This is a genomic window from Lactobacillus kullabergensis (genome assembly GCF_003151025.1).
GTDB classification, from domain to species: Bacteria; Bacillota; Bacilli; order Lactobacillales; family Lactobacillaceae; genus Lactobacillus; species Lactobacillus kullabergensis.
Genome location: NZ_CP029477.1, coordinates 1,890,022 through 1,907,360, shown reverse-complemented (window position 1 = coordinate 1,907,360; position 17,339 = coordinate 1,890,022). Strand labels below are relative to the sequence as shown.

The following is a 17,339-nucleotide window of genomic DNA, read 5'->3' as shown; positions in this document are numbered from 1 at the left end:
AAAAATACAAACTATTTAATGAACAATGATAAATTTTATTCGTATTTGATGTTGACAGCAGATTAAAAATTAGATAACCTAATATACAAAGCGGAGGTAATATATGAATCGCAAAACAGCAGTATGGTTGTTAATTCCTGCATTCTTGGGAGTATTGGTATTCACTTTTTTCCCCTTAATTCAAATTGCAATACCAACATTCCAAAGTAAAAGTGGCTTCTTTTCACTTTATACGCAATTTTTAAAAAGTTCTTTTAATTGGGCAGTCATTGGACGTAGTTTTCTAATAGCAATTGTAACAGTGATTGTTGTTTTGATCCTTGGAGTGCCTATTTCTATCTGGATAGGAAGACAAAAAACAGTAGTTAGACAAATACTAAATTTGCTAATCCTTTTTCCCATGTTAACCAATGCAGTTGTAAGAAACTTTGCCTGGATTATTATTTTGGGACATGATGGAATCGTCAATAAAACTTTGCTGGCATTGCATCTAATTAAGTCACCGCTAAATATACTTTACACTAATACCTCTATTATTATTGGTTCAGTTTACTTGTTTTTACCAATTATGATTAATTCATTAATTGGCAGCGTGGCTGAATTAAATGTGGAGATTGAAGAAGCTGCAGCCGTTCTTGGATCCAGTCCTTGGCGAACATTATTTAAGGTGATCATTCCTCAATTAACTACTGGCATTTTAACTGGCTGCATTTTAGTGTTTGCCGGAACAATGACAGCCTATACTACCCCAGAAATTCTTGGTGGCAACCGCCATCTGGTAATGGCGACTTTGATTTATCAGCAAGCAATGACGTTGGGCAATTGGCAAAATGCCAGCGTTATCTCATTAATTTTAATTGTTATTTCTGCTCTTTCAATGTGGCTCATGAGGAAGCTTAGCCAACATTTAGATCGGAGGCCAATTAATGCTTGATCGTAAAAATAAAACTTTGACTGTGATTTCGATTATTATTTTGGCCTTAATCATGTTGCCACTAATTTTAGTCGTAATTACATCCTTTAATACGCAAAGCTCAATCTCATTACCAATTACTGGCTTTACCCTTTCTTGGTACAGCAATATTTTCCAACAGCCTGATTTTATTGCAGGTTTTGAATCAAGTTTAATTGTAGCTTTAATTGCCAGCATTTCGGCTTTAGTTATTGGCATTCCTGCTGTCTACGCTTTGACGCGTTACAACATTCATCATGCTGCTTGGTTTCAATCGTTTTTCCTGAGTCCTACTTTAATTCCTGAAATTGTTATTGGCTTTGCACTCTATCAAGCTGCAGTCATTACTATGAGAATTCCGGTATTTATCGGCTTGATTGTCGGACATTTTCTGTTGTGTTTACCGTATGTTATTCGCTTAATTACAGCCAGTATGCTGCTAATGGACAGTCATATCGAAGAAGCGGGCTGGATTTGTGGATGCTCACGCAAAAAAGGATTTTTTCTGATTGTTTTGCCAAATATTAAGGCCAGTATCATTGCTGCGTTTATGATGTGTTTCATCAATTCCTTCAACAACATTCCAGTTTCTTTATTCATGAGCGGTCCTTCTTTAACCATGTTGCCACCGGCAATTTTAAATTATTTGCAAAATAATTATGACCCTACTGTATCAGCAATTTCTGTGCTTTTGATGATCTTTACAGCACTCATGATGTTCTTGGTTGAAAAAGCAATTGGTATTAAAAATATTACAAAGTAGAGGAGTAGTGCAGTGGCAAATTTAGAAGTACAAAATTTAGCAAAATCATACGATGGCAAAACTAAAGTTTTAAAAGATATATCTTTTGCTGTCAATAACGGAGAGCTGGTTTCAATTCTTGGTCCTTCCGGCTGTGGCAAAACAACAACACTTAGAATTATTGCCGGTTTAATTCCAGAAACTGCAGGACAAGTTTTAGTTAACGGTAAAGATATTACTAAAGTACCTGTTTATAAGAGAAATTTCGGGATGGTTTTTCAAAGCTACGCACTTTTTCCCCATATGAATGTTTTTGATAACGTTGCTTTTGGATTGAAAATGCGCAAGCTTGACAAAAGTGCCATCAAGAAAAGAGTGACTGATATGCTGGCAACTACCGGCTTAAGTCAACTGGCTAAACAATTTCCAGCGCAACTTTCTGGAGGACAGCAACAAAGAGTTTCGTTAGCAAGAGCTCTGGTTACCAATCCTGAATTGCTATTAATGGATGAGCCTTTGAGCAATCTTGATGCTAAATTGCGGCTGAAAATGCGTGAAGAAATTCGCGACTTGCAGCAGAAATTAAAAATGACCGTACTATTTGTCACACACGATCAGCAAGAATGTTTCGCAATTTCCGACAAGGTTTTAATTATGAAACAGGGACGCATTGATCAGTTTGATACGCCACAAAATATTTTTCATCATCCCCGTACGGAATATGTTGCCCGTTTTATTGGCTATGACAATTTTATTACTGTCACTGCTGCTAATCGTCAGGATGAGCATCATATCAAAGTAGGCGAAACAGTTTTAAATACGGTTGAACCAAATCAAGATGCAAAAGTGCTGACTATTCGTCCGGAAAACATCCACTTGAATTTAGCTGATGCTTCTGAAAATTCATTTACTGGTACTATCATGAGTCGTGAATATTTAGGACAAAGTTTTAAGTATGCCATTCATTCAGCTATAGGGGATTTTCAAGTTGAGGAAGCACGGCAAAAGATGCGCAGCTCAGGAGAAGAAGTAACGCTAACTCTTCCTGCTAAACATCTTCATCCGTTATCAGAATAATCATTCTTTAGAAAGGTTTTGTTATGAAATTTAAAAAAGCTTGTTTGTTAGCAGCTAGTTTTGTCATTGCCGGTACAACTTTGGCAACTTCCGCTTGCTCGTCTAATGCTGGCAGCGGTAAACTGACGGTTTCTACTTTTGGCTTAGCAACTAAGCAGATGCGCTCGGACGTGCTTGATCCATATGCTAAGAAAAACAATGTTAAGGTGTCTACACAGTTTGGGGACAGTTCTACTCGCCTAACGCAGATTGAGCACAATTCTAATTCACCTGTAGATGTTATTGAATTGGCACAAAACAATGCAATTACAGGAGCCAAAAAGAAACTCTTTAAAAAATTGGATTTCTCCAAACTCAAGAACTTCAAGTATTTATCAGCTGACCAGCAAAAGCTGGCAAAAGACACTAATACTGTTCCGTATACTGTTAATAGTTTTGGCATTATTTATAATCCGAAAAAGGTACACATTAAAAGTTGGGATGACCTGTGGTCTAAGAACTTAAAGGGCAAGATTGCAATTCCTGATATTGTAACAACTTTTGGCCCTGCAATGCTTTATGTGGCAGGGGATCATGCTAAAGTCAGCGTAACCAAGGATGATGGCAAGGCTGCCTTCAAAGCGTTAAAACAGTTAAAGCCGAACGTTGTTAAAACATATTCTCAAAGTTCAGATTTAAGCAATATGTTTAAAACGGGAGAAATTACCGCAGCGGTTGTAGGTGATTTTTCAATCAGCATGCTGCAGGCCACTAATCCTAGTTTGAAGTATCTGGTGCCAGCCTCAGGAACTTATGCTAACTACGATAATATTGCAATCTTGAAAAACAGTAAGAATACTCAAGCGGCATATAAGTATATTGACTTTCGTATAAGTGAAGCTAACCAAAAGAAAGTTGCCAGTGCAAAATCTCTTAATAATGCACCGGTTAATTCACAAGTAAAATTGACTGCTGCTGAAGCTGCCAATAAAACATATGGTGCAATTGCACAAAGAGCAAAAACTATTGACTTTTATTACGTGAACAAGCAGATGCCTTCATGGATCAGTCAATGGAATAAAATTATGAACCAATAATTATCAAAAAAGAACTTGCCTTCATTAATAAGGCAAGTATGATTTTCGGAAAGGTCTATTATGAAAATTAAAAAAGTATGTTTAATGGCAGCAAGTTTAATTGTTGCGGGAGCAGCTATTGCTACTTCAGCTTGTTCTTCTAAAGCAAACGGTGGCAAGTTGGTTGTTTCTACGTTCGGCATCTTGACTAAGCAAATGAGATCAGATGTACTCAATCCTTTTGCCAAGAAAAATAACGTTAAAGTTTCCGCACAATTTACTGCAGATACAACTACAAGCTTAACTCAAATTGAGCATAATCCTAATTCTTCAGTTGACGTGATTGAAGTGGCACAAAAGAATGCTTATGCTGGTGCGAAAAAGAAGCTGTATAAAAAAGTAGATTTTTCTAAAATCAAAGATTTTAAATATTTATCCAGTAGTGAACAAAAGCTGGCTAAAGATACCGGAACTGTTCCTTACACTGTTAACAGCGTAGGTATAATTTACAATCCTAAAAAAGTTCATATTACAGAGTGGGATCAACTGTGGTCTAAAAAGTTAAAAAGCAAGATCGCAATTCCTGATATAGTAACAACTTTTGGTCCTGCAATGCTGTATATTGCGGGTCGCCATGCTAAAGTCGATGTCCCAAGCGACGGTGGTAAAGCAGCTTTTAAGGCTATGAAAGAATTGAAGCCTAATGTGGTTAAGACATACGACCAAAGTTCAGATTTAACCAATATGTTCAAAACAGGTGAAATCAGTGTGGCCGTTGTTGGTGACTATGCTATCAGCATGTTGCAGGCTACTAATCCAGGCCTTAAATACATTGTTCCAGCATCAGGTACATATTCTAACAGCAACGTTGTTGCCATTTTAAAGAATAGCAAGAATACAGATGCTGCATATAAGTATATTAATTTTAGACTAAGTGAAGCTATTCAAAAGAGATGTGCCAGTGCAAAATCACTTAATAACGCCCCAGTTAACACGCAAGTTAAGTTAACACCGGCTGAAGCTGCTAATAAGACTTACGGGGATGTGGCAAAACGCGCAAAGAGCATGAATTTCTTCTATGTTAATAGCCATTTGTCTTCTTGGGTTAATCAATGGAATAAAATTATGAATAAGTAGATATAAAATGAAGGGTTGGAATATTTCAACTCTTTCGTTATTTATGGAGGAGAAAATGACACAAGTTGATCTTTTGATAAAAAATGGCCATGTTTTTAACGTCTTTTTACGTAAATTTGTTGACACTCAAGTTACGGTCAAAAACGGTAAGTTTTATTGGATTAACCAAAACTTACCAGGAATTAGGGCTAAAAAGACAATTAATCTCAAAGGTAAGTATCTGATCCCAGGATTTGTTGATGCCCACATGCATATTGATTCATCCATGACTACTCCTGCGATTATGGGACAAACAATTTTAAAATACGGTACAACAACGATTATTGCTGACGATCATGAAGTAACAAATGTTGCTGGTATCAAGGGACTAAAAAATTTCATTGCAGAGCCGTCACCAATTGATATTTTCTTTGGCATTCCATCTTCAGTTCCATCAACGAATCCGGATATGGAAACGACAGGTGGCAAAATTGGCGTGAAAGAAGTACAAGAACTGCTTAAAGATCCGCGCTTTATTTGTTTAGGCGAAGTGATGAACTTTAAGGATATGACTTCTCCGCATAAAACCTTGATTAAAGACATTATCAAAGTTTGTCGTGAGGAAAAACCTACAATGCCTCTTGAAGGACATGTGCCGGCATATGCTGGTGAAGACCTGGCTAAAGTTATCTATGCTGGAGTTACCACTGACCATACGGAACAGACAGCTGCCTTAGTTAATGAAAAAGTTCCTAATGGCATGTTTGTCGAGGTGCAACTGAAATCAATGTTGCAGGAAGTAATTGACACGATCATTAAGAACAACTACTTTGAACATGTTGCCCTGGTGACTGATGATTCTATGCCTGACACTCTGCTTCATGGTCATTTAAACTATTTGGTGAAAAAAGCAATCAAAATGGGGATGACACCAGAAGAAGCAATTTACATAGCTACCTATACACCGGCTCGCCATATGGGATTATGGGATAGAGGTGCAATTGCTCCTGGCCGAGTAGCTGATTTTGTTATTCTAGATGACCTGCAGAATTTGTCAATAGCAGCTGTTTATAAAAATGGAATTAATGCAGCAGATATCAAAGAGCAGACAGGTTACCAATTTTTGCCAGAGTTGCGTCACTCAGTTAATGCTCCTAAATTATTACCTGATGATTTTGTGGTTAAAACAGATTTAGTCGCAAACGGAGAAGTATTGGCAAATATTATTCAACTTAATCCTGTAGGTACTTTTACTAACCATATTCAAGAAAAACTTGAGGTAAAAGATCACATAGTTCAATGGCAAAAAGCCGGTTTGGCACTGATTATGGTGCAAGACCGTTATAGCGGCAGCGGACATTTTAGTCTTGGCTTCGTTGACCGTGGTATTATAAAAGACGGTGCGGTAGGAGCGACTTGGGCTCATGATCACCACAACATAATGATCATGGGAACGAATACTGCCGCAATGCTCAAGATTCAGCATCAGCTGGTTGAACAGCAGGGCGGCTATATTGCAGCAAAAGGTGACAAAATAGTTGCCAATGCAAAATTACCGATTGGTGGCGTTGCCAGTGACCAACCAATGTCTGTTTTAGGTACAGAAATTGGCAAGGTGCGCAAAACATTGCAGGAGCTAGGGTATAAAAATCCTAACGAGATTATGTCATTTTCTACTTTGTCTTTACTGGTTTCACCAACCATTAAAATTTCAGATAAGGGTCTATTTGAAGTCAAAAGTCAGAAAAAGATTCCGCTTTTTGAAGAAATTAAGTAGAAAGTGCAGAAATTAATTAAATAATGACCAAAAAATCTGCTAGTCAGATATTGTGAGATTTCACAATATAAACTAACAGATTTTTTCGTACTTAAGAAGTGAAGACGTTTATTTCTTTAACCATTCTTTTACTATAGCCTTATATTGAGCCAAAGTAATTGCGCCATCTTCACCTTCACTAGTTGAATTTTACTATCCCTATCGACAATCAACATGTTAACTAAGCTATGATACCTTTTCTACTAACTGCATAAATTTTTGGGCGTTTTCAGTTACCTTATCAAAATTGCCATTTGCTCCAGGTCCTACTAGTTGTCCACCTATTCCTACTAATGATGCACCATGAGAAAACCATTCGTTCACATTTTTTATGTTGACTCCACCCGTAATCATAAAGTCAGATTGAGGGAATGGTCCCTGCAATTCATTTACAATAGTAATATTGGCAGCAGAACTAGGGAATATTTTAATTATTTGTGCTCCCATGCTTAAGGCATTTTGCACTTCTGTAGGTGTAAAACAGCCTGGAATATAGGGAACGCCATATAAATTGCAAATTAAAGCAACTTTTTTCGAGAAAGTAGCACTAACTATAAATTTTGCACCGCTAATTATTGCAATTCTAGCTGTTATTTCATCTAATACTGTTCCAGCTCCAATAATGACTGAAGTATTACCATTATATTGCCGTGTTAAATCAGAAATTACTTCATTAGCATGTGGAGTAGTAAATGCTATTTCTATTGCTTTAACTCCACCTTTTATACAAGCAGAAGAAGTTTGCTCAGCTTCATCAACACTCTTAGCTCTAACTACAGCAACTATTTTTAACTTTTTTAGACTAGTAAGTATGTTACTTTTATCCATTATATTCTCCTAAGATGATAAATTTTGCTTTTTTATAGCTTCAATGATTCCTTCAATGTAAGTTGTACCCAAAGCACGATCATATAAACCATAACCTGGCATAGCAACTTCATTCCAAATGGTTCTACCATGATCTTCTCTGATAACTCCATTAAAACCATAGTCGATCAACTTTTTTAAGACATTATAAATATCTATATCACCATCTTCGGATAAACAAGAAGTTTCATAAAAGCTCTTTTCACCTGTATGCTTTAAGTTTCTTAAATGTACATACTTGATTCTGTCGTGAAACTGATCAATGATGTCGTCAATATTGTTCTTTATATTTGATTCTAAAGAGCCTACGCATAGTGTTAAGCCATTATGGGGATTATCAATAGCACTTAAAATCTTATAGATATCATCCTTATTTTTGACAATTCTGGGAATATTAAACATACCCCAAGCTGGATCGTCTGGGTGAAGAGCCATATCAATATTATATTTATCACAAACAGGCATTATTTTTTTCAAAAAATACACAAAGTTATCGAATAACTGATTAGCTTTTAATCCAGAATATTGTTTAATTAATGTAGTAAAATTTCCCAATCTTTCGGGTTCCCAATCGGGCATTCTAAATCCCTTTGACTGGCTGCTCATCATATTAAACATTTCAGCAGGTTGCATATTTTTAATAGTATCAAAGTCATATGCCATAGTTGTAGATCCATCAGCTAATGGCTTTTGGAGTTGTGTTCTCGTCCAGCCAAATAAAGGCATAAAGCTGTAACAAACTAGGTGAATATCGTTTTTACCTAAGCTTTCTAACGATTTAATATAGTTCTTTATATAATAATCCCGTTTACTATCGGCTACTTTAATTGAATCAATGACATGAACGCTTTCAATTCCATCTACATTCATTCCCTGGCTTTCAATGTCTTTTTTCATTTTTTTAACTTCATCAAAAGTCCACGCTTCACCTTGTGGTTTTCCATGTAGGGTTGTGATTACACCTTTAACACCAGGAATTTGCTTTATTTTTTCGAGTGGTACTGTGTCATATTTTTCACCGTACCATCTAAAACTTACTTTCATATTTTAAAATCCTTTTTTAGTGTACAATCTATTTTGTATTTTCTTCTATAAAGCTTAAGGCTTCATGTATTCCATTAATACCTGATTTCAAAACTTTGGGGTATAAATCATTGAGGGTACATTTTGGTTGTGTTCTATCACTTAGAGCCTCAATAACCATGGGCAAATTCATTCCAGTTAAGATCTTGATGTCATTACTGGTATTTGATTCATGTGAACAAATTAAGGAAGCATTATAAGGACTTGCGCCTAAAAGATCTACCATTACTAAAATACCTTTTCCTGTATCAAGTTCTTTTATTTTTGAAAGTATTTTGCCTTTTAGAGCGTCAACGGTTTCTCCTTCTTTAAAGCTTATAGTATCTAAAGCCTCTTGCTTACCCATGATCATTTCAGCACTTTGTTTAAGGCCAATTGCATAATTACTGTGACTAACCAACAAAACACTAATCATTTTTTCACCTTCCTAATAGTGTTTATTTAAAAAGCTTGTCAGCTTCATCTAATTTAACAATTGAACTCGAAGGAATAGTTTGGAAATAGACTTTGATATTATACTGATCACGTAATTTGTCTAATAAGTCTAATTCTTCTTTTGTAATTGATACGGTTGTAATTACATCCTTACTGTTTTCTTCATGATTTAATTTGCCAATATTACCAATATTCAAATTATTAATTTCAATACCAGCTTCTGCTAATTTATAAAAAGTTTGTATAGTTTTAGCTAATAGAATGACATTATAATTTTCAAATTGTTTCTCTTTCCAATATGTGATTGCTTGCGTTTCACTAAAGATTTTTATTTTTAATCCAGTCCTAGTTCCTGAGCTTAAGAATATTTGTTTCATAAAAGGGTCATTTGCCGTTGAATTATCAACCACAAAAATTGCATTAGCACCCGAAGCCTTAGACATCTCAGTCATAACTTGACCATGAATTAAACGATCATCAACTCTAGCTATTATTACTTTGCCCATAATTGTTTCTCTTTCTTATTTAAACTATAAAATTCCTAATGCGGCCAATACACCAAGTAAAATGGTAAGACCTACTAAAGCACGTGTAACTTTCATACCATGTTTTACAAAGTATAAGTAGACTAAACCAATAACTAGTAAAGGCAGCAATCCAGGTAAAATCTGATTAAGAATATTTTGTAAAACGAAGGACTTACCAGAAATACTGAATTTTAGAATGGACTTTACAGTCACAAATTGTGCGCCTAAGACACCCATCATGAATAGTCCCAAAATCGAGAGTCCATCAATTAGACCCTTCATTTTTTTACTACCAACAAGTTGGGTAGCAGCTGAGCGACCGAGACCAAAGCCTAAATGGGTAAAGTATAATCCCATTAGTGATTGGTATAAGGCCATTAGAACAAATGGTACAATAGCACCTATGGCCATACCTTTTTGGGCCCAAGGTAAACAAATTGCGATAAAAATATATAAAACGGTACCAGAATCGATAGAGTCGCCAACTCCGGCTAAAGCACCCATTAGACCTGTTTTAGTATTAATAATTAAGTCCGTTAATTGATTAGCTTCATCTATCTTATTTTCGGCTAGTGCTTCAGCTCGTTTTTGTTCGAGAGACGCGGTAATTCCGATAATAGTACCTCCACCCCAACTTACTTGAGTGTTATAAAACATGTTATGGCGCTCATAAGCGGCTTTACGTTGTTCTTTATTTGGATAAAGCTTGTCGATTAATGGTCTGATTGCCCATAGAAAAGCTGGTCCCAGATACCGACTGAACGAATGAGAAATAGCATTTGAAAAAAACCATCTGAACCAAATTTGTTTAATATCTTTATTTTGTATTTTGTAAAATTTTGATGTAGAATTCTCTTTTTTTGTGCCTGCAATTTTACTCATTATCATTACTCCTCTCCATTTTTAAAACTTGCTTCGCTTCTTACTAAAATAAATACAGATGCAATAAGTGCTCCAAAGATTGCATAAGTTAACATAGTTAAACCGGCATTAGCACATACAACTGCAATAAAATATCCACTAAGAAAGAAGGGAATATAGCTTTTTTTTCCGATAACATAGATAGTGGTAGCAATTCCAATTGATACAAGGCCTCCACCTATTACCGATAAAATATGGAAAATTTCTGTACTTACACTATTTTTTACAAATGAAGCAATAACTGGAGCTCCAAATTTTAATGCAATAAACATAAAAGGAATAAATAATACCAATGACACAATTATCGGAACAACAATTGCCCCCATAAAAATTTTTTGCTTGTTGACTTCCTCTACACCTTTTTCGGTTATTTTATTTACAAAACTATCGAGAAATAGCCTAAATTGATATAGATAGCCACCTAACAATCCGACTGGAACGGCTATGGCAATAGCAGCAGTGGGCTTCATTCCTGATAAAAGGGCTATAGGAACAGATATCGCTGCTGCGATACATGGTTCCGCAGGCATTTGTCCACCAGGAGCAAATACACCCATGTAAATTAATTGAATTGCAGCAGTTATTTCCATAGCCTTTGTGACATCACCGAATAGTATTCCAACAATTAATCCCGTCATTAACGGTGAAAATCTTAGGGCCACAGTTGCTGCCCCCAATAATGATCGAGATTCAATTAAAGCGATCCAAATTGCTAATACTAGTGCTTGAAAAACTGAAACACTGACTTGACCATTCATAACTTAACCTCCTCGTTTTTTACCATTCTGAAATTGAGCCATCATATGTTTCCCAAGATGGATTGTGCCAATCTAATCCTTGACTAGCTACTTTTTTAATAAAATCTTCGTCCATTTCTATTCCAAGTCCCGGACCTTGAGGTATCTGAACGAAACTGTTTTTATAATCAAAGATTTCTTTATTTTTTACGAAATCTAATAGATCGTATTCTTTATTGTAATGAATACCTAGACTTTGCTCTTGAATAAATACGTTAGGCGTACATGCATCTACTTGTAAAGTTGCAGCCAGAGCTACAGGACCATACGGTGCATGAGGAGCACCAGCCATATCATAGGCTTCTGCCATTGCCAATATTTTTCTGGTTTCCAAAATGCCACCACAAAGAAGTACATCGGGTTGGACAATATCTATTGCACCTTGACGGAAAATATCTTTCCATTCCCATCGTGTATATAACCTTTCTCCAGTCGCCAGGGGAGTAACAACATGCTGGGCAACATCTCTAAATGCCTCTTGATTTTCAGGTAATACTACTTCTTCTAAAAACATTGGATGATATGGATCTAATTCTTTGGCCATTCTTTTTGCAAAGCCTTTATGGACTCTGCCATGAAAGTCAATTGCAACATCAAAATCATCACCACAACAATCTCTAATAGCTTTTATTCTGTTGACTACTTCGCTAATCCTTTGTGGGGAATCAATATAATGAAGTGCACCAGTTGCATTCATTTTGATAGCATTAAATCCCATATCGAGCCGCTTTTTTGCTTGTTGTGCAACATCATGAGGTTGATCTCCTCCAATCCAGGAATAAACTCTAACTTTTTCTTTCGCTTTCCCACCAAGCAATTCATAAACTGGGACATTAAGGGCTTTGCCTTTGATATCCCATAAAGCAACTTCTAATCCAGAGATAACAGTCCCGTTTACTGGACCACCCCTATAAAATGATCTATGCATTTCTTGAAATAATTTTTCGATTTCAAAAGGATTTTTCCCAAATAAAAAATTTTTTGCTACTTCGTGAATGCCAGCTACTACAGTATTAGTTTTGGCACCTGAAACACATTCGCCCCAACCATTTATTCCTTCATCAGTCTGGAGCTTTAAAAATATCCAGCGCGGTTTCACCACATAAACTGTTACATCAGTAATTTTCATAATAGACCTCCAAATAAAATATTTGCTAACTCTTTCTAGAAAGTTGAATAATATCGATAAAGTAATAATTTATTACTTACTAAAGTATTTATCCATCATAATGTAAGCGATGTCAATATCGCTATAATAGGTGTAGCGGTTAGATGAGTAAAAATTTTAATAAAAAAAATAAACAAAAATTTCGAAATTTTTTGATTTAAATAAAGAAAAAAATTATGTTTTCAGTACATTTTGCATTAACAGGTGTATACTATTTTATGAGACTTAATTATGATTTCAGTACAAATCAATGAATACTAAAGTAAAAATAAAAAATATTGAAAAATTTAATAAAAATTTTTTCAATATTTTTCGTATAGAATTGCTCGAGGAACGCTAAAATGGCTTCTTTTTTAACAAATTTTAAATACGCATTTGATAAATCGCACTTAACGCAAGCTGAACTTTCTAGGTTAACTCACATACCAAGATCGAATATACATGATTATCTTGCTGGTAAATATATTCCGAAAGAAGGCAGAGTAATTGAACTTGCCAAAGTGTTAGGTGTGAATCCAGGATGGTTAAGTGGCAGTGAACTGAACTCAAAATATAATATTGAAAATATGGATAATTTATATCTTGATAATCAAATAATAACTGATAGCGAAATGAAGCAAATAATTAACTTTTTGAGATTATTAAGAGTAATGAATACAAACAAAAAATAGACTTTAAAATTAATAAAGAAGCATAGTTATAAAATAAATTCTTTTTTTGAACACAAAAAATCCCAGCGCTGACTACCTAACAGAACTGGGATAACATTATTTTAACGGAAAAAGCAAATTATTACCATATTTGTCAATGATTTGGGGATAAAATTTAAATTGCTTATTTGTCGCCATTCATAATTGTATTTTTAACAATTACATAATCAACTAATTTAATTGAACTAAGATTTCTGCCCCCGGCATATGAAATTGAGGATTGCAAATCTTCCTGCATCTCTTTTAAGGTATCGGCAATGTGGCCGCGGTAGGGAACGAGCATCTGTTTACCTTCAACATTGCGATAGGCACCTTTTTGGACTTCCGAAGCAGATCCCCAATATTGCTTATAGGTTTTACCATTAATTTTAATTACATTACCAGGGGACTCTTCATGTCCTGCAAGCATTGAGCCAATCATAACCATGGTAGCGCCAAACCGAACTGACTTTGCTATATCGCCGTTATAACGGATACCGCCATCAGCAATCAGCGGTTTGCTTGCTACTTTGCTGCACATTCTTAAAGCGGCGAGTTGCCAGCCACCGGTGCCAAAACCGGTTTTAAGCTTGGTAATACAAGCGCGGCCAGGACCAACACCAACTTTTGTGGCGTCAGCTCCTGCACCTTCTAATTCACGAACTGCTTCTGGGGTCGCAATATTGCCTGCTGTTAAAAAAGTATCTGGCAATTTTTCTTTGATGTATTTAATCATATCAATAACATAGACAGAATGCCCATGAGCTACATCAATCGTGATATATTCAGGCTTAATGTTTTCAGCAACCAGCTGATCGATAAAATCATATTCGCCTTTTTTAATACCAACAGATATAGAAGCAAATAGACCTTTTTCATGCATCATCTTGATAAAAGCGAAACGCTTTTCAGGTTGAAAGCGGTGCATGACATAATAGTAGCCGTTTTGGGCCAGCCAAACCGCCAAGTCATCGTTAATTACGCTTTCCATGTTGGCAGGTACGACTGGTATTTTAAATGTTCGGTTTCCGAACTTAACACTGGTATCTGCATCATGACGGCTCTTAATGATCCCTTTATTCGGAACAAGCTGGATATCATCATAATCAAATGCTTCCATACTGAAATAATTGCTCATAAGTAAATCGGCTCCTTATTAACTATCTTTACAAACGAAATCACTATAATCAAAAAAGCTTTTTTTGTCAATATAAAAATCGAACTATTAAAAATATAACCACCATAATAATTCGCATTTAAATTTGACTAAAGAATGGTAAATTGCTAGACTATTTACGTGATATTTGTAGAAATTTAATGAGGTGAATAAATATGACAGCAGTTGCAGTTGTTGGTAGCCAATGGGGCGACGAAGGAAAGGGCAAAATTACTGATTTTTTGAGTAATGAAGCTGCTTATACTGTTCGTTCCAATGGTGGTAATAATGCTGGCCATACTATTGAAATAAATGGTCAAGATTTTAAGATGCGTTTAATTCCTTCAGGTATTTTTGCGTCAAAAGAAGGGGCCGTAATCGGTAATGGCGTTGTTATTAATCCCGAGGTTTTATTTAGCGAATTAGAGAATCTGGCTGAAAAGGGAATCGATACCAGTAAATTAAAGATCTCTAACCGGGCTCATATCATCATGCCTTACCATATCAAGCAAGATGAATACCAAGAAGAAGCAAAGGGCGATCAAAAAATCGGTACTACTAAAAATGGTATCGGACCGGCTTATATGGACAAAGCTTCCAGAATTGGTATTCGTGTTTGTGATCTTCTTGAAAAAGATACTTTTGCAGCAAAATTACGCGTTAATTTAGAGCAAAAAAACGAAGTATTTACCAAAATTTACGGCAAGCCGGCACTGAAATTTGAAGATATTTTTGACAAATACTTTGAATATGGTCAAAAAATGAAGAAATACGTCACTGATACTTCAGTGTTAATTAACAATGCTCTGGATAATGATGAAAAAGTACTGTTTGAAGGTGCACAAGGAACTATGCTTGATATAGATGAAGGGACTTATCCCTTTGTTACTTCATCGAACACAATTTCAGGTGGAATTGCTAGTGGTATCGGTGTTGGTGCTAACCGGGTCAAAAGTGTCATCGGTGTCTGCAAAGCTTATACCACCCGTGTTGGTGCTGGTCCTTTTCCGACCGAATTATTGGATAAAACTGGTGACCGTATTCGCGAAACTGCTCATGAATATGGCACAGTTACCGGTCGTCCTCGCCGCGTGGGCTGGTTTGATTCAGTCGCTTTACGTCACGCTAAGCGCGTTTCTGGCATCAATGGTTTAAGTCTTAACTTGCTTGATATTTTTAGCGGTTTTGACACTATTAAAATTGCAACTGCTTATGAACTTGATGGTCAGAAAATTGATTACTATCCTGCAAGTCTAAAAGAATTAGACCGCTGCCAACCTGTTTACGAAGAATTACCTGCTTGGAAAGAAGATATCACAGGTGCTAAGACTTGGTCTGATTTGCCAGAAAACGCACAGAAGTTTTTAAACCGTGTTTCAGAACTTGTAGGCATACCTTTAGTTACTGTTTCGGTAGGCCCTGATCGTGAGCAAACAATCGTTTTACAAAATCCGTGGGAAATGTAATTTATGCTAGAACGTTATACTCGCCCTGAAATGGGTAAAATATGGTCTGATGAAAATAAATATGAAGCATGGCTAAAAGTAGAAATTGCTGCTACCAATGCTTGGAGTGAATTAGGCGAAGTGCCTCAAGCAGATGCTGCTAAAATTACGCAAAAAGCCAGTTTTACGCCTGAACGGGTGGCAGAATTAGAGCAGGTAACTCATCATGACGTAGTTGCTTTTACACGAACAGTTTCTGAAAGTCTAGGCCCAGAGAAAAAATGGGTGCACTTTGGTCTGACTTCGACGGATGTTGTTGATACGGCACAAGGATATATCTTAAAACAGGCAGATGCGATTATTCGTCAAGATCTACATGAATTAAAAAAGACAATTGCTGAAAAAGCACGTAAATATAAAAATACGGTGGAAATGGGGCGCACGCATGGTGTGCAAGCTGAACCTACTACTTTTGGCTTAAAACTAGCTCGCTGGTATGCGGAAATTAAGCGTGATATTGAACGCTTTGAACATGCAGCAAAAGGAGTAGAATCAGGAAAAATTTCCGGAGCCGTTGGGACTTTTGCTAACGTACCGCCAGCTGTTGAAACTAGTGTTTTAAAGCAGCTAGGCTTAACCCAGCAGCCAATTACCAGTCAAGTATTGCCACGCGATTTACACGCTGAATATATTGCGACTTTGGCGCTAATAGCCACCAGTATTGAAAATTGGGCAACCGAAATTAGAAGTCTGCAACGCTCTGAAATTCACGAAGTAGAAGAACACTTCCGTGCAGGGCAAAAAGGCTCTTCAGCGATGCCTCACAAACGTAATCCTATTGGCTCGGAAAATCTTTGTGGTATGGCGCGGGTTCTACGGGGCCATATTATAACTGCTTATGAGGATGTATCACTTTGGCATGAACGTGATATTTCCCATTCTAGTGCTGAACGTGTAATTTTACCTGATACTACAATTGGTATTGATTATATGCTCAATCGTTTTAATCGCATTTTGACCAATCTTGATGTTTTTCCAGAAACCATGCTTAAGAACATGGATAAAACTTATGGGTTGATTTATTCTCAGCGCTTGCTTTTAAAATTAATTGATGAGGCTGGTCTTTCTCGTGAAGATGCTTATGATATGGTTCAGAAGTTAACCACGAGATCTTGGAACGAAGGAATTTCCTTTAGAAAATTAGTTGAAAGCAGTCCAATCATGGACTATCTTTCAGAAGATGATGTAGCTGATGCATTTGATTATCATTACCATTTGCGTCATGTTGATGAAATCTTTAAAAAAGTTGGCTTAGAATAATAAATAGTAAAGCAGTTCACTTAATAGTGAGCTGCTTTTTGTCATGGAATTTAAATTGCTGATAAATAAAAAATGTAAGCGATTATGTGATATTATTAACATAAGCACTAGATAATATTTAAAGGCTGAAAGGCAAAAATTTAAGTCTTTTAAGCTAAAATAAGATTCTTTTT

17 protein-coding genes are annotated in these 17,339 nt (G+C 36.1%); 9 read left to right on the top strand and 8 right to left on the bottom strand.

Annotated elements, in window-relative coordinates:
• The first annotated feature begins 103 nt into the window (after nt 1-103).
• From DKL58_RS08970 to DKL58_RS08945, 6 genes are read left to right on the top strand one after another with little or no spacing between them, the layout of a single operon-like run.
• Complete coding sequence (locus tag DKL58_RS08970) at nt 104-934, top strand: ABC transporter permease (RefSeq protein WP_109586888.1); 831 nt, start codon at nt 104-106, stop codon at nt 932-934.
• Entirely contained in the window at nt 927-1,715 is a 789-nt protein-coding gene (locus tag DKL58_RS08965) for an ABC transporter permease (protein ID WP_045928780.1), read from the top strand. The genes DKL58_RS08970 and DKL58_RS08965 overlap by 8 nt, the downstream gene beginning before the upstream one ends.
• Nucleotides 1,716-1,727: 12 nt before the next feature.
• The gene (locus DKL58_RS08960) at nt 1,728-2,771 is read left to right on the top strand and encodes an ABC transporter ATP-binding protein (RefSeq protein ID WP_109586887.1); all 1,044 of its coding nucleotides are present in this window, start codon (nt 1,728-1,730) and stop codon (nt 2,769-2,771) included.
• A gap of 23 nt (nt 2,772-2,794) precedes the next feature.
• Nucleotides 2,795-3,847: an ABC transporter substrate-binding protein gene (locus tag DKL58_RS08955; RefSeq protein ID WP_109586886.1), complete on the top strand. Its 1,053-nt coding sequence runs from the start codon at nt 2,795-2,797 to the stop codon at nt 3,845-3,847.
• 60 nt (nt 3,848-3,907) lie between these two features.
• Entirely contained in the window at nt 3,908-4,963 is a 1,056-nt protein-coding gene (locus DKL58_RS08950; protein ID WP_109586885.1) for an ABC transporter substrate-binding protein, read from the top strand.
• A 55-nt stretch (nt 4,964-5,018) separates the two neighbouring features.
• Nucleotides 5,019-6,719 carry an adenine deaminase C-terminal domain-containing protein gene (locus tag DKL58_RS08945; RefSeq protein ID WP_109586884.1) on the top strand — a complete coding sequence of 567 codons (1,701 nt, stop codon included), beginning with the start codon at nt 5,019-5,021 and terminating at the stop codon, nt 6,717-6,719.
• 225 nt (nt 6,720-6,944) lie between these two features.
• On the opposite strand, the gene DKL58_RS08940 is transcribed toward DKL58_RS08945, so the two are convergent.
• Genes DKL58_RS08940 through dgoD form a run of 7 tightly spaced genes read right to left on the bottom strand, consistent with a single transcriptional unit; the run spans nt 6,945 to nt 12,517 of the window.
• On the bottom strand, nt 6,945-7,586 hold the full coding sequence (locus DKL58_RS08940; protein ID WP_109586883.1) for a bifunctional 2-keto-4-hydroxyglutarate aldolase/2-keto-3-deoxy-6-phosphogluconate aldolase: 642 nt from the start codon (nt 7,584-7,586) through the stop codon (nt 6,945-6,947).
• Between the two features lie 9 nt (nt 7,587-7,595).
• Nucleotides 7,596-8,669 carry a mannonate dehydratase gene (gene uxuA, locus DKL58_RS08935; protein WP_109586882.1) on the bottom strand — a complete coding sequence of 358 codons (1,074 nt, stop codon included), beginning with the start codon at nt 8,667-8,669 and terminating at the stop codon, nt 7,596-7,598.
• Between the two features lie 28 nt (nt 8,670-8,697).
• Nucleotides 8,698-9,123 (bottom strand): PTS sugar transporter subunit IIA, encoded by a 426-nt coding sequence (locus DKL58_RS08930; RefSeq protein WP_109586881.1) that lies wholly within the window; start codon nt 9,121-9,123, stop codon nt 8,698-8,700.
• Between the two features lie 22 nt (nt 9,124-9,145).
• Complete coding sequence (locus tag DKL58_RS08925; RefSeq protein ID WP_109586880.1) at nt 9,146-9,649, bottom strand: PTS sugar transporter subunit IIB; 504 nt, start codon at nt 9,647-9,649, stop codon at nt 9,146-9,148.
• Nucleotides 9,650-9,673: 24 nt separating this feature from the next.
• Nucleotides 9,674-10,552 carry a PTS system mannose/fructose/sorbose family transporter subunit IID gene (locus DKL58_RS08920; RefSeq protein WP_109587033.1) on the bottom strand — a complete coding sequence of 293 codons (879 nt, stop codon included), beginning with the start codon at nt 10,550-10,552 and terminating at the stop codon, nt 9,674-9,676.
• Nucleotides 10,553-10,557: 5 nt separating this feature from the next.
• Nucleotides 10,558-11,349, bottom strand: coding sequence for a PTS mannose/fructose/sorbose/N-acetylgalactosamine transporter subunit IIC (locus tag DKL58_RS08915; protein WP_109586879.1), 792 nt, complete (start codon nt 11,347-11,349; stop codon nt 10,558-10,560).
• Nucleotides 11,350-11,368: 19 nt separating this feature from the next.
• Nucleotides 11,369-12,517, bottom strand: a complete 1,149-nt coding sequence (dgoD, locus tag DKL58_RS08910) for a galactonate dehydratase (protein ID WP_109586878.1) — start codon at nt 12,515-12,517, stop codon at nt 11,369-11,371.
• Between the two features lie 380 nt (nt 12,518-12,897).
• Between dgoD and DKL58_RS08905 the strand changes: the two genes are divergently transcribed.
• Nucleotides 12,898-13,227 carry a helix-turn-helix domain-containing protein gene (locus DKL58_RS08905; protein ID WP_109586877.1) on the top strand — a complete coding sequence of 110 codons (330 nt, stop codon included), beginning with the start codon at nt 12,898-12,900 and terminating at the stop codon, nt 13,225-13,227.
• Nucleotides 13,228-13,390: 163 nt separating this feature from the next.
• Here DKL58_RS08905 and DKL58_RS08900 read toward each other — a convergent pair whose 3' ends face one another.
• On the bottom strand, nt 13,391-14,383 hold the full coding sequence (locus tag DKL58_RS08900) for a GMP reductase (RefSeq protein ID WP_109586876.1): 993 nt from the start codon (nt 14,381-14,383) through the stop codon (nt 13,391-13,393).
• 194 nt (nt 14,384-14,577) lie between these two features.
• Here DKL58_RS08900 and DKL58_RS08895 point away from each other — a divergent pair, with 194 nt between their 5' ends.
• Nucleotides 14,578-15,867, top strand: a complete 1,290-nt coding sequence (locus tag DKL58_RS08895; RefSeq protein ID WP_109586875.1) for an adenylosuccinate synthase — start codon at nt 14,578-14,580, stop codon at nt 15,865-15,867.
• Nucleotides 15,868-15,870: 3 nt separating this feature from the next.
• Nucleotides 15,871-17,166 carry an adenylosuccinate lyase gene (gene purB / locus DKL58_RS08890; RefSeq protein WP_109586874.1) on the top strand — a complete coding sequence of 432 codons (1,296 nt, stop codon included), beginning with the start codon at nt 15,871-15,873 and terminating at the stop codon, nt 17,164-17,166.
• Nucleotides 17,167-17,339: the final 173 nt, after the last annotated feature.

What these genes read in the sequence shown, in the direction of transcription:
- DKL58_RS08955 (WP_109586886.1), top strand. Translation starts at nt 2,795, where the DNA reads ATGAAATTTAAAAAAGCTTGTTTGTTAGCAGCTAGTTTTGTCATTGCC.
- DKL58_RS08965 (WP_045928780.1), top strand. Translation starts at nt 927, where the DNA reads ATGCTTGATCGTAAAAATAAAACTTTGACTGTGATTTCGATTATTATT.
- DKL58_RS08970 (WP_109586888.1), top strand. Translation starts at nt 104, where the DNA reads ATGAATCGCAAAACAGCAGTATGGTTGTTAATTCCTGCATTCTTGGGA.
- DKL58_RS08895 (WP_109586875.1), top strand. Translation starts at nt 14,578, where the DNA reads ATGACAGCAGTTGCAGTTGTTGGTAGCCAATGGGGCGACGAAGGAAAG.
- DKL58_RS08920 (WP_109587033.1), bottom strand. Translation starts at nt 10,552, where the DNA reads ATGAGTAAAATTGCAGGCACAAAAAAAGAGAATTCTACATCAAAATTT.
- purB (WP_109586874.1), top strand. Translation starts at nt 15,871, where the DNA reads ATGCTAGAACGTTATACTCGCCCTGAAATGGGTAAAATATGGTCTGAT.
- DKL58_RS08925 (WP_109586880.1), bottom strand. Translation starts at nt 9,649, where the DNA reads ATGGGCAAAGTAATAATAGCTAGAGTTGATGATCGTTTAATTCATGGT.
- DKL58_RS08940 (WP_109586883.1), bottom strand. Translation starts at nt 7,586, where the DNA reads ATGGATAAAAGTAACATACTTACTAGTCTAAAAAAGTTAAAAATAGTT.
- DKL58_RS08950 (WP_109586885.1), top strand. Translation starts at nt 3,908, where the DNA reads ATGAAAATTAAAAAAGTATGTTTAATGGCAGCAAGTTTAATTGTTGCG.
- DKL58_RS08915 (WP_109586879.1), bottom strand. Translation starts at nt 11,349, where the DNA reads ATGAATGGTCAAGTCAGTGTTTCAGTTTTTCAAGCACTAGTATTAGCA.
- DKL58_RS08945 (WP_109586884.1), top strand. Translation starts at nt 5,019, where the DNA reads ATGACACAAGTTGATCTTTTGATAAAAAATGGCCATGTTTTTAACGTC.
- DKL58_RS08900 (WP_109586876.1), bottom strand. Translation starts at nt 14,383, where the DNA reads ATGAGCAATTATTTCAGTATGGAAGCATTTGATTATGATGATATCCAG.
- DKL58_RS08905 (WP_109586877.1), top strand. Translation starts at nt 12,898, where the DNA reads ATGGCTTCTTTTTTAACAAATTTTAAATACGCATTTGATAAATCGCAC.
- uxuA (WP_109586882.1), bottom strand. Translation starts at nt 8,669, where the DNA reads ATGAAAGTAAGTTTTAGATGGTACGGTGAAAAATATGACACAGTACCA.
- DKL58_RS08930 (WP_109586881.1), bottom strand. Translation starts at nt 9,123, where the DNA reads ATGATTAGTGTTTTGTTGGTTAGTCACAGTAATTATGCAATTGGCCTT.
- dgoD (WP_109586878.1), bottom strand. Translation starts at nt 12,517, where the DNA reads ATGAAAATTACTGATGTAACAGTTTATGTGGTGAAACCGCGCTGGATA.